This is a genomic window from Amycolatopsis sp. FU40, assembly GCF_021903635.1.
Lineage (GTDB): Bacteria > Actinomycetota > Actinomycetes > Mycobacteriales > Pseudonocardiaceae > Amycolatopsis > Amycolatopsis dendrobii.
Genome location: NZ_CP091381.1, coordinates 9,409,323 through 9,423,913, shown reverse-complemented (window position 1 = coordinate 9,423,913; position 14,591 = coordinate 9,409,323). Strand labels below are relative to the sequence as shown.

Here is a 14,591-nt window from a genome sequence, read left to right as displayed (position 1 = left end):
TCCGTACTTACACGAAATCTGAGGTTCAGCGGGGAGAAGCGGCGGTGATCGAGCGGGCCCCGCGGCCCACCGCGACCATGCCGGACTGGACGAGTTCGCGGATGCCGTACGGCTCCAGCATCCGCAGCAGCGCGCCGATCTTGTCCGACGTCCCGGTCGCCTCGACGGTGAGCGCCTCCGGCGAGACGTCCACCACCTTGGCGCGGAAGAGCTGGACGGTCTCGAGGACCTGGCTGCGCACGGTGGCGTCGGCCCTGACCTTCACGAGCAGCAGTTCGCGCTGCACCGCGCTGCCTGCCTCCAGCTCGACGATCTTGATCACGTTCACCAGCTTGTTGAGCTGTTTGGTCACCTGTTCGAGCGGTAGCTCCTCAACGGCGACCACGATCGTCATCCGGGACACCTCGGGGTTCTCCGTGGGCCCGACAGCAAGGGACTCGATGTTGAAGCCGCGGCGGGAGAACAGTCCGGAGACCCGGGCGAGCACACCGGGCTTGTTCTCGACCAGCACGCTCAGCGTGTGGACAGTCATGCTTGCTCTCCCTCCGCGGCGGCGGCCTCGGCAGCTTCCTGCGAAACCTCGTCGTCGTCGAACAGCGGCCGGATGCCGCGGACGGCCATGATCTCGTCGTTCCCGGTGCCCGCGGCGACCATCGGCCACACCTGGGCATCCTTCCCCACGACGAAATCGATCACGACGGGGCGGTCGTTGATCTCCATCGCGCGCCGGATCGTCGCGTCGACGTCCTCCTTGGCCTCGCAGCGCAGGCCGGCGCAGCCGAGCGCCTCGGCCAGCAGCGTGAAGTCCGGGATGCGGTGCTTGTGCGTGCCGAGGTCGGTGTTCGAGTACCGCTCGGAGTAGAACAGGTTCTGCCATTGCCGGACCATGCCGAGGTTGCCGTTGTTGATCACGGCGACCTTGATCGGCGCGCCCTCGATGGCGCACGTGGCGAGTTCCTGGTTGGTCATCTGGAAGCAGCCGTCGCCGTCGATCGCCCACACCTGCGTGTCCGGGAGGCCGAACTGCGCGCCCATCGCGGCCGGGACGGCGAAGCCCATGGTGCCAAGGCCGCCGGAGTTGATCCAGGTGCGCGGTTTCTCGTACTTCACGAACTGTGCGGCCCACATCTGGTGCTGCCCGACGCCCGCGGCGTACACCGCGTCCGGGCCGACCAGCTCGCCGATCCGCTCGATGACGTACTGCGGCGACAGCGAACCGTCGTCGGGCCATTCGTAGCCCGCCGGGTAGTCCTCGCGCCACGAGTCGACCTGCGTCCACCAGTCGCTCAGGTCGGGACGGGCGCGCTCGAACTCGGTCTTCACCGCGTCGATCAGCTCGCCGATGATCTCTTTGCAGTCGCCGACGATCGGCACGTCCGCCTTGCGGTTCTTGGAGATCTCGGCGGGGTCGATGTCCGCGTGGACGATCTTCGCGTCCGGCGCGAACGAGGACAGCTGGCCGGTGACCCGGTCGTCGAACCGGGCGCCGAGCGCGACCAGCAGGTCAGCACGCTGCATCGAGGCGACCGCGGCGACGGACCCGTGCATGCCGGGCATGCCGACGTGCTGGCGGTGCGAATCGGGGAACGCGCCGCGCGCCATCAACGTGGTGGCGACCGGGATGCCGGTCAGTTCGGCGAGTTCGCGCAACTGCTCGGACGCCTCGGCTTTGATCACGCCGCCGCCGACGTACAGCACCGGCCGCTGGGCCTGCGCGATCAGCTTCGCGGCCTCGCGGACCTGCTTGCCGTGCGGCCGCAGCGTCGGGCGGTAGCCGGGCAGTCGCAGTTCGGGCGGCCAGGAGAACGAGGTCATCTCCTGCAGCACGTCTTTGGGGATGTCCACCAGCACCGGGCCCGGGCGGCCGGTCGCGGCCAGGTGGAACGCCTCGGCGATGGCCCGCGGGATCTCCGCCGGGTCGGTGACGAGGAAGTTGTGCTTGGTGATCGGCATGGTGATGCCGCAGATGTCGGCTTCCTGGAACGCGTCGGTGCCGATCAGGCCGCGCGACTGCTGCCCGGTGATGGCGACGACCGGGACCGAGTCCATGTTGGCGTCGGCCAGCGGGGTGACGAGGTTCGTGGCTCCCGGACCCGAGGTGGCCATGCAGACGCCGACCTTGCCGGTCGCCTGCGCGTAACCGGTGGCGGCGTGCCCGGCGCCCTGCTCGTGGCGGACGAGGACGTGCCGGACCTTCGTGGAGTCGAGCAACGGGTCGTAGGCGGGAAGGATGGTGCCACCCGGAATGCCGAACACGACCTCCGCGCCGACCGCCTCGAGCGAGCGGACAAGCGACTGCGCGCCGGTGACGCGCACCGGCGTACCCGCCGGCGGGGCGGGCTTCGGACGTGCTCCTGGGACACCGGGCGCGGTCGGCCCGGGCTTCGCGTCGCTGCGCGACGTGGCACTGGTCATCGGTTCTGCCTCGTGGGTTCTCGGTGTCACTCGTTCGGGTTGTCTGGGCCGTACTTCCGGTCGGGGAACCGGTTTCACGCAACAAAAAACCCCCGCCGACCGTAAGGTCGCACGAGGGTCGCGCGTCGACGCAGAGGACTCTTCCTAAGCGTCGGCGCGCTGGGGAAGTACGAGACCGGTCTGCGTAATCACGGCCCCGACGTTAGTCGCGCGCCCGGGCGAGTGTCAACTCTACGGGACGGCGGTTCCGCATCGTGGACGGCCAGTACTGCCCGCGCGCGACCCGGACGCAGGTCACTCCCGGCGTCGGTGCACCATTCCTGCGTGGCCAAGAAACAGCAGGACCAGCGTGCGGACGAGGGCCGGAAGGCCGTGTTCCGGATCCCGACCACGGCGTATCTCGCGATCGGTCTGCTGACCGTCTGTGTGACACCGATCGCACTGGGCGAGATCGGCGGATTCCAGTGGTTGTACGTCTTCCCGCTCGCGCTGCTCGTGTTCGTCGCGCGCACGCGCACCGTCGCGACCCGCGAGGGGCTGCACGTCCGGACCGTCTTCGGCAAGCGCGACCTGCCGTGGTCGTCGCTCAAGGGCCTGGCGATCACGAACAAGGCCCGCGTGCGAGCGGTCCTCGGCGACGACACTCAGGTCAGCCTTCCCACGGTGCGGACGCGGCACCTTCCGGTACTGGCACTGGTGAGCGAAGGCAAGATCAAGGACCCGTCGGGCGTGCTGAGCGACGAGGAGCTCAGCGGGCGGAAACCGGCCGCCGCCGAGACCGCGCCGGACGCCGCTCAGGAATCCGCCACGGAACCCGCTTCGGAGCCTTCTCCCGAGCCCGCTGAGCCGGAGCCTTCCGCCGACGCGGAGCGGACCGGCGGCGGCAACGGCAAACCAGCCGAGTAGAATTGGTAGGACCAGTTTGCGGAGCCGTAGTTCCCCTCCGCCTGGTTCAGCCTTCTGACCTGGGAGAATGCCGTGCCGCACCTCCGTTCCCGGACCACCACCCACGGTCGCAACGCGGCGGGCGCACGCTCGCTCTGGCGTGCGACCGGAATGACCGACAGCGATTTCGGCAAGCCGATCGTCGCGATCGCCAACTCCTACACCCAGTTCGTGCCCGGCCACGTGCACCTCAAGGACCTCGGCGAGATCGTCGCCGAGGCGGTCGCCGAAGCAGGCGGCATCGCGCGCGAGTTCCACACGATCGCGGTCGACGACGGCATCGCGATGGGCCACTCGGGCATGCTCTACTCGCTGCCCTCGCGCGAGATCATCGCGGACTCGGTGGAGTACATGGTCAACGCGCACCAGGCCGACGCGCTGGTGTGCATCTCCAACTGCGACAAGATCACGCCGGGCATGCTCAACGCCGCGATGCGGCTCAACATCCCGACCGTGTTCGTCTCCGGCGGTCCGATGGAAGCCGGCAAGGCGGTGGTCGTAGAAGGCGTCGCGCACGCCCCGACCGACCTGATCACCACCATCGCGGCGTCCGCGAACTCGGCGATCGACGAGGCCGGTCTCTCCGAGGTCGAGCGCTCCGCCTGCCCGACCTGCGGTTCGTGCTCCGGCATGTTCACCGCGAACTCGATGAACTGCCTCACCGAAGCGCTGGGTTTGTCGTTGCCGGGCAACGGTTCCACGCTCGCGACGCACGCGGCCCGGCGCGAGCTGTTCTCCAACGCCGGACGCACGGTGGTCGAGCTGTGCAAGCGCTGGTACGGCTCCGACGACGAGTCCGCGTTGCCGCGTTCGATCGCCACGAAGGAGGCGTTCGAGAACGCGATGGCGCTCGACATGGCCATGGGCGGGTCGACGAACACCGTGCTGCACATCCTCGCCGCCGCGCAGGAGGGCGAGGTCGACTTCACGATCAGCGACATCGACGCCATCGGGCGGCGGGTGCCGTGCCTGTCGAAGGTCGCCCCGAACTCCGACTACCACATGGAAGACGTCCACCGGGCCGGCGGAATCCCCGCCATCCTGGGCGAGCTGTACCGCGGCGGCCTGCTGAACACCGGCGTGCACGCGGTCCACGCGCCAGACATCGCCACGTGGCTGAACGAGTGGGACATCCGCGCCGAGTCTCCGTCGGAGAAGGCGCTGGAGCTGTTCCACGCCGCACCGGGCGGGGTCCGGACCACGCAGGCGTTCTCGACGGAAAACCGCTGGTCGTCGCTGGACACCGACGCTGCCGGCGGCTGCATCCGCGACGTCGAACACGCCTACACGAAGGACGGCGGCCTCGCGATCCTGCGCGGCAACCTGGCCGAGAACGGCGCCGTGATCAAGTCCGCGGGCATCGACGAGGACCTCTGGCACTTCCAGGGCCCGGCGCGGGTGTTGGAAAGCCAGGAGGAAGCCGTGTCGGCGATCCTCAAGAAGGAGATCCAGCCAGGCGAGGTGCTGGTCATCCGCTACGAGGGCCCGGCAGGCGGCCCCGGCATGCAGGAAATGCTGCACCCGACGGCGTTCCTCAAGGGATCCGGCCTCGGCAAGAAATGCGCCCTGATCACCGACGGCCGCTTCTCCGGCGGCTCCTCGGGCATCTCGGTCGGCCACATCTCGCCGGAAGCCGCCGCGGGCGGTCTGATCGGCCTGGTGGAGAACGGCGACCAGATCGTCCTGGACGTCCACGAACGCCGGCTCGAGCTGCTGGTCGAACCGGAGATCCTGGCCGAACGGCGGGCGAAGATGGAAGCTTCGGAACGTCCGTGGCAGCCGAAGGACCGGCAACGCCCGATCACCGCGGCGCTGCGGGCCTACGCCCGGATGGCCACGTCGGCCGACACCGGCGCGGTCCGGGACCCGAACCGCTGATCCTGCTGTTCGCTTCTGCCGGAAGGGGCCCGCGCATGGTGCGCGGGCCCCTTTTCCGTGTCGCGCCTGGCTGGCTCCCGCCGCTGAAATCTCAGATTGCGCTGTCGCCCGGTCCCGGTCGACACGATTCGCCGCGCAACGGACAACGGTCGCCGCGGCCAGCCAGAGTCCCCGGGTCCGCAGCATTCGCCACTAAGCGGCGAACGCTCCCCCAGCGGGCCCAAGGACCTCGATCAAGGCGAACCGCCACTCAACGTCGAATAGTCGCTCCGTCCAGCCCGAAGTGCCCGGCCCGCACCATTCGCCGCCAAACGGCGAACGCTCCCTTTCGCCAGCCCAGGACCCCGCTCGACACGAGTCGCCGCCCCATGGCCACGGCCCGTCCGCCCACGCCGATCCTCGAACTCCAGCCGCCGAATCCACGTCGGCCGTCGCCGCTCACGAACCGAATCCCGCCAGCCCCGAGCCCCGGATTGCGGCCCCGACCAGGCATTCGCCGCTAAACGGCAACACCGGAACGACCCGCTCAACGACCGGCACCCCGTCAACCTCGCCGTCGCCTCCGACCGGCTCCGCGCAGTCAGCGGCACAGGCTCGGACCAGGTCAGCGAGTCAGAACGATGACGACCACAGACGCAGCCGCAGCCAGCAGCAACGAGATGAGCCCCAGCGGCAACGGCCGCTTCCGCCACGGCGTGTTCCGCTCCAGCGAGATGGTGCCCGCGCCGGTGAAGATCAGCGTCAGCGCACACAGGCCCAGCAGCAGCTCGTACTCCCAGCCCTGGCCGGTGCCCTGGAAGAAACCGCCGTGGAACTTCGCGTAGACGATGTTCGCGGCCACGCCCAGCAGCCCCGCCGCAGCGAGCGGCGTGAACAGGCCGACGATCACCAGCGCACTGCCCGCGACCTCAGTGATGCCGGTGATCCACGACAGCAGCGTCGTCTGTTTGTGGTACCCGAACATCTCGAGCACGTGCGCGAACCCGCCGACGCCCGGTCCGCCGAAAGCGCCGAACAGATGCTGCAGGCCGTGCGCACCCATGATCACGCCGAGCCCCAGGCGCAAGACGAGCAGGCCGAAGCCGAGACCGCCCTGCCGCGGTTCGTCGTAGTCGTTGCCGGCAGAGTCCTCGACACCGGACAGCACGCTGGTCTGGTAGTCGTCCCCTTGAGTGGTCACGCGGCGAAGATTAGGGGATTCAGCCGTGACCCGCGAGCGAGCACGCCGAGGTCAGGGGCTCTTTCAGGGTTCACCCTGAGTGCCGGGCAGACATCCGGGAGATGATCAGTATTCGCCGCGCACGAGATTGCCGGGTAGCTCTCCGCCAGCGTACCGGGCGATTTCCGCCGCAGCCACCAAATAAGCGCGCCGCCGGACGCCCCGCACCGCTCCGGCCACATGCGGCGTCAGCACGAAACCGGGCGCTGTCCACAGCGGATGGCCGTCCGGCAACGGCTCGGGATCGGTCACGTCGAGCGCGGCTCGAAGCCTTCCGGCCGTCAGCTCCGCCGCCAGCGCGTCAGTAACCACGACAGGCCCTTGGGCAGCATTGACCAGTACCGCGTCATCACGCATCGCCGCAAGAAAATCAGCGTCGACCATGCCCCGCGTCCGCGACGTGAGGGGGACCATCATGACCACCACATCGTGGTGCGGCAGCAGCTCCGGTAACTCATCGACACCGTGCACGCCCTCACGCGCCGACATCCCGACCATCGTGCAGCGAACGTCGAACGGCTCCAACCGCCGCCGCAACTGCCGCCCGACGTCCCCGGCCCCGACGATCAGCACGCGCTGGCCCTGCAACGTGTCGGACGGCAGCTGCTCCCAGCGTCCCGCTCGTTGTGCCGCCGCGTAGACGTCCAGATTCCGGTACATCGACAGCAGCACGCCGACGACCCACTCCGCCATGCTGCCGCTGTGCGCACCGCGACAGGTGGACAGCAGAACGCCGTCCGGGACGCGGCCGACCCAGTCCTCCGCGCCCGCGGTCAGGAGCTGCACCAGCTTGAGGTTCGGCAGATCACTCCAGATGTCGTCGCCCGCGGAATCCATGGCCGGGACGAGCACCTCGGCTTTCGCGGCCTCTGGCGGCAACGGACGGCCCCATTCGTAACGCACCGCGTGCACGAGGGGGATTTCGGACAGCACGGCGACGCCCTCGTCGTCCGGGACCAGCACGGTGACTGTCATGATCACCACGGTAACCACTTACGAGTGGCTCACGCCGCCCCACCTAGGCTGGGGCATCATGCGTACCCGGTACCGGTGGTCGGCGCCGCTGGCCCTCCTCGCCTGCGGCGGCCTCGTGCTTTCCGGCTGCGCCCGGTTCGACGACACCGCCGCCGGCCAGACGTTCACCCCCGCGCCGGTGCCGAGCCCGGAATCGCCGCCGCAGGTCCAGGAGCACGGCGACGGCCCCGGCAGCGGTCCCCGCAATGGCCCCGCGCAAGCGCCGCCCTCGCCGGTTCCGCCTCCGCAGGGCTGCAAGGACTTCGACAAGGCCGTCATCGCCACCTGCCTGGACACAGTCGCCGCCGTCGCCGGACTTCCCGGCGAAGGATCCGCGCCCGCCGCTCTCGCCGGTGAACGGAAAACCGGCCGGGTGATGCTGGCCGGCTCGGGCCATGACGCGACGTCGTTCGCGCAACTGGACGTCCAGGCCGACGGCGACGGAGGTCTCACTAGCCTGGCGCTGTCGCCGAGCTATGTCGAGGATCAACTGGTCTTCGCGTACATCACCACGGCGTCGGACAACCGAGTCGTGCGGTTCGCGAAGGGCCAGGCTCCGAAGCCGGTGCTGACCGGAATCCCGAAGGGCCCGACCGGCAACCGCGGTGCGCTGGCCAGCGACGGAAGCGGCGCACTGCTCGTCGCGACAGGCGACGCAGGCAATCCTGCCGCGGCCGCGGACCCGAATTCCCTGGCAGGCAAGGTCCTGCGCATCGACGTCTCCGGGAAGCCAGCGACCGGCAATCCCACGTCCGGGTCCGCCGTCTATGCCGCAGGCTTGCACTCCCCCGGTGGCATCTGCCGTTCGTCCGACGGGAAGCGCACGTGGGTGACCGATCACCCAGCCAGCGGCCCGGACGCCGTGTACCGCCTCCAGCCCGGACAGCCGCTCAGCACACCCGCGTGGACCTGGCAGGACAAGCCGTCCCTAGGCGGCTGCGTCGATTTCGTCGACGCGAACGGCATCCTCGGCATCGCGTCGTCCACCGGCATGCAGAACGTGCCGGTCAACAAGGACGGCGCGGTCACCGGCAAGCCGACGGTCACCCTCGACGGCAAAAGCAAGGCCGCCACGACGTACGGCCGGCTCTCCGCCATGAGCATGATCAACCCTCAACTGGCCGTCGCCGGAACCGTCAACAAGGACGGCGGCAAACCGGTCTCCAGTGACGACCGCGTGGTCCTGATCGTGGTGAGCGACACGGGCGGCGGTCCGGGCAAGGACTGACGCCGGACACACCGAGCCGAGCCTTTCCCAGGCTCAATTGACTGGCTGACCTGCGGTTAGCCACTTGGCGGCGACAGCCTGACGCCGGCCACACGACATTCTGCTTCCACTCGAACCGCACCCTTGCCGTGCCCAGCGCTCCCGACCGACATGACGGCCCAGCCAGCGTCGCCGCTAAATGGCGAATCCACCAGGCCGGGTCCCCACTGGGCATGAGTCGCCGCTCAACGCCCAATCCGACAAGGGCCAACTCTCGATCCGAGGGGCCTGTGGCCAGCTAGCAGCGAACCCGCCGAAGCCAGTCGACGAGAGGCCCCGTCGCCACTGAGCGGCAGATCTGGCAGAAGCCCAGCCAGGACCGACCCGCGTCGCCGTTCAGCGGCGACGACGGGGAGCCCGGCTCTCCGCACGAGCCGCCCGGATGTCCACTATCGCCACCACGACCGAGCCGACCGCGAATGCCATCCCCAGATACCGCCCGAGCCCGCCCGAGATCGACACCCCAGCAGCGTCCAGGAACGCCCGTTGATCGCTGTCGAAAACCCAGTCCAGCGTCGTCCAGCCGATCACCATCAGCAACACCGTCGCCAGGCCGCCCACCAGCCACAACTGCGGCAACCCGCTCACCCGTGCCTTGGTGACCTGCCCGAACAGCACCACCGCAAGACCGACCACGGCCAGCAGCAGCGGCGGACCCCACGAGAAGAGATCCGAATTCCATGCCGTGCGCACGACGTCGCTGTGCGGCAACGTCCCGAATGCTTCGCGGACGTCGGACGTCGCGGTGTCTGCCGACAACACAGTCCAAGGCAAGGCTGTCGACCCGACCGCGAGCAGCCCGGCCGCCAGGCCGAGCCACTCGCGCCAGGTGACGCGTCGAAGCGAAAAAGCCACTCAGGAACCGACGCGCTCGATGATCAGCTCGCGCACCCGCTTGGCGTCGGCCTGACCCTTGGTCGCCTTCATGACCGCGCCGACGATCGCGCCCGCCGCGGCGACCTTGCCGCCGCGGATCTTGTCAGCGATGTCCGGCTGCGCGGCCAGGGCTTCGTCGACAGCGGTGAGCAGCGCCGAATCGTCGGAGACGACCTTCAGGCCGCGCTTCTCGACGACCTCGCGCGGCGAACCTTCGCCCGCGAGAACGCCCTGCACGACCTCCTTGGCGAGCTTGTTCGTCAGCTCCCCGGAGGATACGAGCCCGATCACCTCGGCGACCTGCGCCGGCGTGATCGCCAGCTCGGTCAGCTCGACCTCGCGCGTGTTCGCTTCCTGCGCCAGCGTGTTGACCCACCAGCCGCGCGCCTCGTCCGGCGTCGCGCCAGCCTCGACCGTCGCAGCGACGAGGTCGACGGCACCGACGTTCAGCAGGTCGCGCAGCGCTTCGTCGGAGAGCTTCCACTCTTCCTGGATCCGCTTGCGCCGCTCCCACGGCATCTCCGGCAGCGTCGCGCGCAGCTCCTCGACCCACTCGCGCGACGGCGCGATCGGCACGAGGTCGGGCTCCGGGAAGTACCGGTAGTCCTCCGCGGTTTCCTTGGCACGACCAGACGACGTGGTGCCGTCGGCCTCCTGGAAGTGCCGCGTCTCCTGCCGGATCGACCCGCCTTCGGCGAGAATCGCCGCCTGGCGCGTCATCTCGTACCGCACCGCGCGCTCGACGCTGCGCAGCGAGTTGACGTTCTTCGTCTCGGTGCGCGTGCCGAATTCCGTCGCGTCCTTGGCCATCAGCGACACGTTCGCGTCGCAGCGCAGCGAGCCCTGGTCCATGCGGACGTCGGACACGTCGAGCGCCCGCAGCAGGTCGCGCAGTGCGGTGACGTACGCGCGCGCCACCTCGGGCGCCCGCTCGCCGGTGCCGGTGATCGGCTTGGTCACGATCTCGATCAGCGGCACGCCGGCGCGGTTGTAGTCGAGCAGCGAGTGCTCGGCGCCGTGGATTCGCCCGGTCGCGCCGCCGATGTGCAGCGACTTGCCGGTGTCCTCCTCCATGTGCGCGCGCTCGATCTCGACGCGCACGACCTCACCGTCGTCCAGTGTCACGTCGAGGTAGCCGTCGAACGCGATCGGCTCGTCGTACTGCGACGTCTGGAAGTTCTTCGGCATGTCCGGGTAGAAGTAGTTCTTCCGGGCGAACCGGCACCACTCCGCGATCTCGCAGTTGAGCGCGAGACCGATCCGGATCGCGCCCTCGACCGCCTTGCCGTTCACGGCCGGCAGCGAACCGGGCAGCCCAAGGCAGGTCGGGCACGTCTTGGTGTTCGGCTCGCCGCCGAACTCGTTGACGCAGCCGCAGAACATCTTCGTGTTCGTGCTGAGCTCCACGTGGACCTCGAGCCCGAGCACGGGGTCGAACCGCTCGATGACCTCGGCGTAGTCCATCAACTCGGCCACGGCAGTCACTTCGTTCCTCCCAGCTCCGGAGCCTGGTGCACGAGCGAGCCGCCGGCAGCGGCGTCGCGCGCGGCCTCGTACGCGGCGCCGACGCGGTACAGCCGGTCGTCGGCGAGCGCCGGGGCCATGATCTGCAGGCCGACCGGCAGCCCGTCCTCGTCGGACAGTCCGCTCGGGACGCTCATGGCGGCGTTGCCCGCGAGGTTCGACGGGATGGTGCACAGGTCGGCGAGGTACATCGCCATCGGGTCGTCCACGCGCTCGCCGAGCTTGAACGCCGTGGTCGGCGTCGTCGGCGACACGAGCACGTCGACCTTCTCGAAGGCCTGCGTGAAGTCGCGAGTGATGAGCGTGCGCACCTTCTGCGCGGAGCCGTAATACGCGTCGTAGTAGCCCGACGAAAGCGCGTACGTGCCGAGCATGATGCGACGCTTCACTTCAGCGCCGAAGCCCTTCTCGCGGGTCAGCGACATCACTTCTTCGGCGCTGTGCTCGCCGTCGTCCGAGACGCGCAGGCCGTACCGCATCGCGTCGAAGCGCGCGAGGTTCGACGACGCTTCGCTCGGCGCGATCAGGTAGTACGCGGGCAGCGCGTACGTGAAGTGCGGGCACGACACCTCGACCACTTCGGCGCCGAGAGCGCGAAGCTGCTCCACGGCAGCCTCGAACGACCGCAGCACGCCTGCCTGGTAACCGTCGCCGCCGAACTCCTTCACGACGCCGACGCGTACGCCGGACAGATCGCCTTTAGCGCCTTCGCGCGCCGCGGCCACAACCGGGGGCACCGGCGCGTTGATGGATGTCGAGTCCATCGGGTCGTAGCCAGCGATCGCTTCGTGCAGCAGTGCGGCGTCAAGCACCGTACGCGCGCACGGCCCGGCCTGATCGAGCGAAGACGAGAACGCCACGAGCCCGTAGCGCGACACACCGCCGTACGTCGGCTTCACGCCCACTGTGCCGGTGACAGCACCGGGCTGGCGGATCGAGCCGCCAGTGTCCGTGCCGATCGCGAGAGCCGCTTCGAACGCCGAAATCGCCGCGGACGAGCCACCGCCCGAACCGCCCGGGATGCGCGCGTGGTCCCACGGGTTGTGCGTCGGGCCGTACGCCGAGTTCTCCGTGGAGGAGCCCATCGCGAACTCGTCCATGTTCGTCTTGCCGAGGATCACGACGCCCGCTTCGCGCAACTTGCGCGTGACGGTCGCGTCGTACGGCGGCAGCCATCCTTCGAGCGTGCGGGACCCGCAGGTCGTCGGGATGCCCTTCGTGGTCAGCACGTCCTTCAGCGCCAGCGGGACGCCCGCCAGCGGCGACGCGGGCTGCTCTCCCGCGGCCAGTTGCTCGTCGACAGCCTTGGCCGCGCCGAGCGCGCCTTCAGTGTCGACGTGCAGGAATGCGTGCACGTGGTCGTCCACCGCGGAAATCCGGTCCAGGTGCGCCTGCGCGACCTCGACGGCGGACACCTCGCGCGAGTGGATCTTCGCCGCCAGTTCGGCGGCGGTCAGCTTGACGAGTTCGCTCACTGTTCTTCTCCCAGGATCCGCGGCACCCGGAACCGGCCGTCCTCGGCGGCCGGCGCGGCGGCCAGCGCGTCCTGCTGCTCGAGACTGGGCCGGACGGTGTCCTCGCGGAAGACGTTCGTCAGCGGCACGGCGTGCGAGGTCGGCGGGACGTCCTCCTCGGCGACTTCGCTGACCTTCGCGACCGAGTCCAGGATCTGGTCGAGCTGGCCGGCGAAAACGTCCAGCTCGTCGTCGGTCACGGCCAGCCTGGCCAGCCTGGCGAGGTGTGCGACCTCGTCTCGGGAAATGTTGGGCACGCGGGTGACTCCCGGGGTGTGCTGTGCGGGTGCTCTCGGAAGCTGCAAGTCTATGGTGACGGCGTCGGACGGTTCGACCGGGTTATCGGGCCGCGGGCGCCGGGCAGGGCGTCCCGCTTGCCGGACAGCGGGCCCCCGCGGGTACCCGGTCTGTCACAATCGGCGCCCGGCAAGCGCGTCCCACGACAGGGCTGGGACGCCTGAGGCGAGAGGGGCGCGTGGTGTCGTTCCTGATCCGGGTCCAGCTACCGGACTCCCCCGGCACCCTCGGCGCGGTCGCGACCGCGCTCGGCACGGTCGGGGCCGACATCCTGAGCGTGGACGTGGTGGAACGCGGCGGCGGGCTCGCGATCGACGACCTGGTGGTCGAACTCCCGTCGGGCCGGCTCCCGGACGCGCTGATCACCGCGGCCGAGAGCGTGGAAGGCGTCGAGGTCGACGCGGTGCGGCCGTACGCGGGCATCCTCGACACCCATCGCGAGCTCGAACTGGTCGAGGAGATCGCCGCGCAGCCGAAGGCCGGGCTGGATTTGCTCGCCGAAGGTGTGCCGAAGATCATCCGCGCCGGGTGGGCGGTGATCGTCGAACATTCGGAATCGGGACCTCGCCGCTTGGCTTCGTCGAGCGCGGCGCCGGAGAACCCGTTCACGGACTTGCCATGGCTGCCGCTGGAGCGCGCGACGGTCTTGGACGGCGAGGATTCGTGGGTTCCGGAAACGTGGAAGGAGCTCGGCACCGAACTGGCCGCTACTCCGCTGGGCAAACCAGGGAAGGCGATGCTCGTCGCCCGGCCGGGCGGGCCCAACTTCCGTGCCGCGGAAGTCGCTCGGCTGGCGCACTTCGCCGGGATCGTCGCGGTGGTTCTGGACGGGTGACCCAAGGCTTGGGTCAGCTGTCCTGAAGCTTTGAAGGCGATCGAGTTAAGCGTCTGGCCGATCTCGGTTGCCGATAATCGGCCGGTCGAACGCCGCGGCCAGCATCGATTCAAGGCTGACTCGGTCGTTCTTTGCACTTGAGTTCAGTCGCCTTCGACTGTCCTCAAGCGCAGACAATCTCCCTCAAGAAGCTGGCATTGCCCGCTAACGGCTACCGATTCCCCTGGGTGCGCCGCGCGATCAGCACTTGTCGGCAAAGAGGGTGACGACCGTGTCAGCAGAAACCACGGTTCCAGGCTTGGGATCCTGCCCGGTCTGACACCAGTTCCGATCGATGATCATCATCCGCTTCTTCCCGGACGAATCGACCTCTCGCAGGTTGTACAGCCCAGCCGCCTGCATGGCGTCCTGCGCGTCCTGATGGTTCATGCCGGACACGTCAGGGACTTTGATCGTCGCCGAGTGCGCAGCGCTGGCCGGCGCGCTCACGGTCGCTGTCGCTGACGGGGCTGCCGTCGCAGTCACGGTCTCGATCGTGACTGTCGTTGAGGTGCCACCAGGCTGCGGTGCCGCGTTGCACGCAACAGCAAGAAACGCGGCAACGCCAACGACCGGTACTGCGGATTGAACGAACTTCGCCATGATCACGCTTCCTCGGTACGAGTCGGTACTTCACGCGTGACAGCTTGAGTCGAAGTCAGACATCTAGTCGTTACAGCCCGTACCCCGTCGAATCTCGCCAAACAGACGCGCGCGCAACCGTCCGCAAGCGACGTCCCTGACCGCTCCCGCCCTACACACGCTCAC

General features: G+C 68.9%; 13 protein-coding genes. 4 read left to right on the top strand and 9 right to left on the bottom strand.

The window, feature by feature from the left end:
- Positions 1–25: 25 nt before the first annotated feature.
- A complete protein-coding gene (gene ilvN / locus L3Q65_RS44650) occupies positions 26–532 on the bottom strand; it encodes an acetolactate synthase small subunit (protein WP_009074017.1) in 507 nt (168 codons plus the stop codon).
- Positions 529–2,415, bottom strand: a complete 1,887-nt coding sequence (locus tag L3Q65_RS44645) for an acetolactate synthase large subunit (protein WP_237598332.1) — start codon at positions 2,413–2,415, stop codon at positions 529–531. Before L3Q65_RS44645 ends, ilvN begins: the two co-directional genes overlap by 4 nt.
- 324 nt (positions 2,416–2,739) lie before the next feature.
- Here L3Q65_RS44645 and L3Q65_RS44640 point away from each other — a divergent pair, with 324 nt between their 5' ends.
- Together L3Q65_RS44640 and ilvD are read left to right on the top strand one after the other, a co-directional pair.
- Positions 2,740–3,321, top strand: coding sequence for a PH domain-containing protein (locus L3Q65_RS44640; RefSeq protein WP_237598331.1), 582 nt, complete (start codon positions 2,740–2,742; stop codon positions 3,319–3,321).
- A 72-nt stretch (positions 3,322–3,393) separates the two neighbouring features.
- Positions 3,394–5,238 carry a dihydroxy-acid dehydratase gene (gene ilvD, locus L3Q65_RS44635; RefSeq protein WP_182892228.1) on the top strand — a complete coding sequence of 615 codons (1,845 nt, stop codon included), beginning with the start codon at positions 3,394–3,396 and terminating at the stop codon, positions 5,236–5,238.
- A 604-nt stretch (positions 5,239–5,842) separates the two neighbouring features.
- Here ilvD and L3Q65_RS44630 read toward each other — a convergent pair.
- Both L3Q65_RS44630 and L3Q65_RS44625 read right to left on the bottom strand, forming a co-directional pair.
- Entirely contained in the window at positions 5,843–6,418 is a 576-nt protein-coding gene (locus tag L3Q65_RS44630) for a DoxX family protein (RefSeq protein ID WP_182892229.1), read from the bottom strand.
- A 105-nt stretch (positions 6,419–6,523) separates the two neighbouring features.
- The gene (locus L3Q65_RS44625; RefSeq protein WP_182892230.1) at positions 6,524–7,432 is read right to left on the bottom strand and encodes a 2-hydroxyacid dehydrogenase; all 909 of its coding nucleotides are present in this window, start codon (positions 7,430–7,432) and stop codon (positions 6,524–6,526) included.
- Between the two features lie 58 nt (positions 7,433–7,490).
- Between L3Q65_RS44625 and L3Q65_RS44620 the strand changes: the two genes are divergently transcribed.
- Complete coding sequence (locus tag L3Q65_RS44620) at positions 7,491–8,699, top strand: sorbosone dehydrogenase family protein (protein WP_182892585.1); 1,209 nt, start codon at positions 7,491–7,493, stop codon at positions 8,697–8,699.
- 375 nt (positions 8,700–9,074) lie between these two features.
- On the opposite strand, the gene L3Q65_RS44615 is transcribed toward L3Q65_RS44620, so the two are convergent.
- From L3Q65_RS44615 to gatC, 4 genes are read right to left on the bottom strand one after another with little or no spacing between them, the layout of a single operon-like run.
- A complete protein-coding gene (locus tag L3Q65_RS44615) occupies positions 9,075–9,593 on the bottom strand; it encodes a hypothetical protein (protein WP_182892231.1) in 519 nt (172 codons plus the stop codon).
- Entirely contained in the window at positions 9,594–11,099 is a 1,506-nt protein-coding gene (gene gatB / locus L3Q65_RS44610; RefSeq protein WP_182892232.1) for an Asp-tRNA(Asn)/Glu-tRNA(Gln) amidotransferase subunit GatB, read from the bottom strand.
- Complete coding sequence (gatA, locus tag L3Q65_RS44605) at positions 11,096–12,613, bottom strand: Asp-tRNA(Asn)/Glu-tRNA(Gln) amidotransferase subunit GatA (protein WP_182892233.1); 1,518 nt, start codon at positions 12,611–12,613, stop codon at positions 11,096–11,098. Before gatA ends, gatB begins: the two co-directional genes overlap by 4 nt.
- Complete coding sequence (gene gatC, locus L3Q65_RS44600) at positions 12,610–12,909, bottom strand: Asp-tRNA(Asn)/Glu-tRNA(Gln) amidotransferase subunit GatC (protein ID WP_037811790.1); 300 nt, start codon at positions 12,907–12,909, stop codon at positions 12,610–12,612. Before gatC ends, gatA begins: the two co-directional genes overlap by 4 nt.
- A 221-nt stretch (positions 12,910–13,130) precedes the next feature.
- Here gatC and L3Q65_RS44595 point away from each other — a divergent pair, with 221 nt between their 5' ends.
- Positions 13,131–13,784 (top strand): amino acid-binding protein, encoded by a 654-nt coding sequence (locus tag L3Q65_RS44595; protein ID WP_037367388.1) that lies wholly within the window; start codon positions 13,131–13,133, stop codon positions 13,782–13,784.
- A gap of 240 nt (positions 13,785–14,024) precedes the next feature.
- Here L3Q65_RS44595 and L3Q65_RS44590 read toward each other — a convergent pair whose 3' ends face one another.
- Complete coding sequence (locus L3Q65_RS44590; RefSeq protein WP_237598330.1) at positions 14,025–14,426, bottom strand: PASTA domain-containing protein; 402 nt, start codon at positions 14,424–14,426, stop codon at positions 14,025–14,027.
- Between the last annotated feature and the right edge of the window lie 165 nt (positions 14,427–14,591).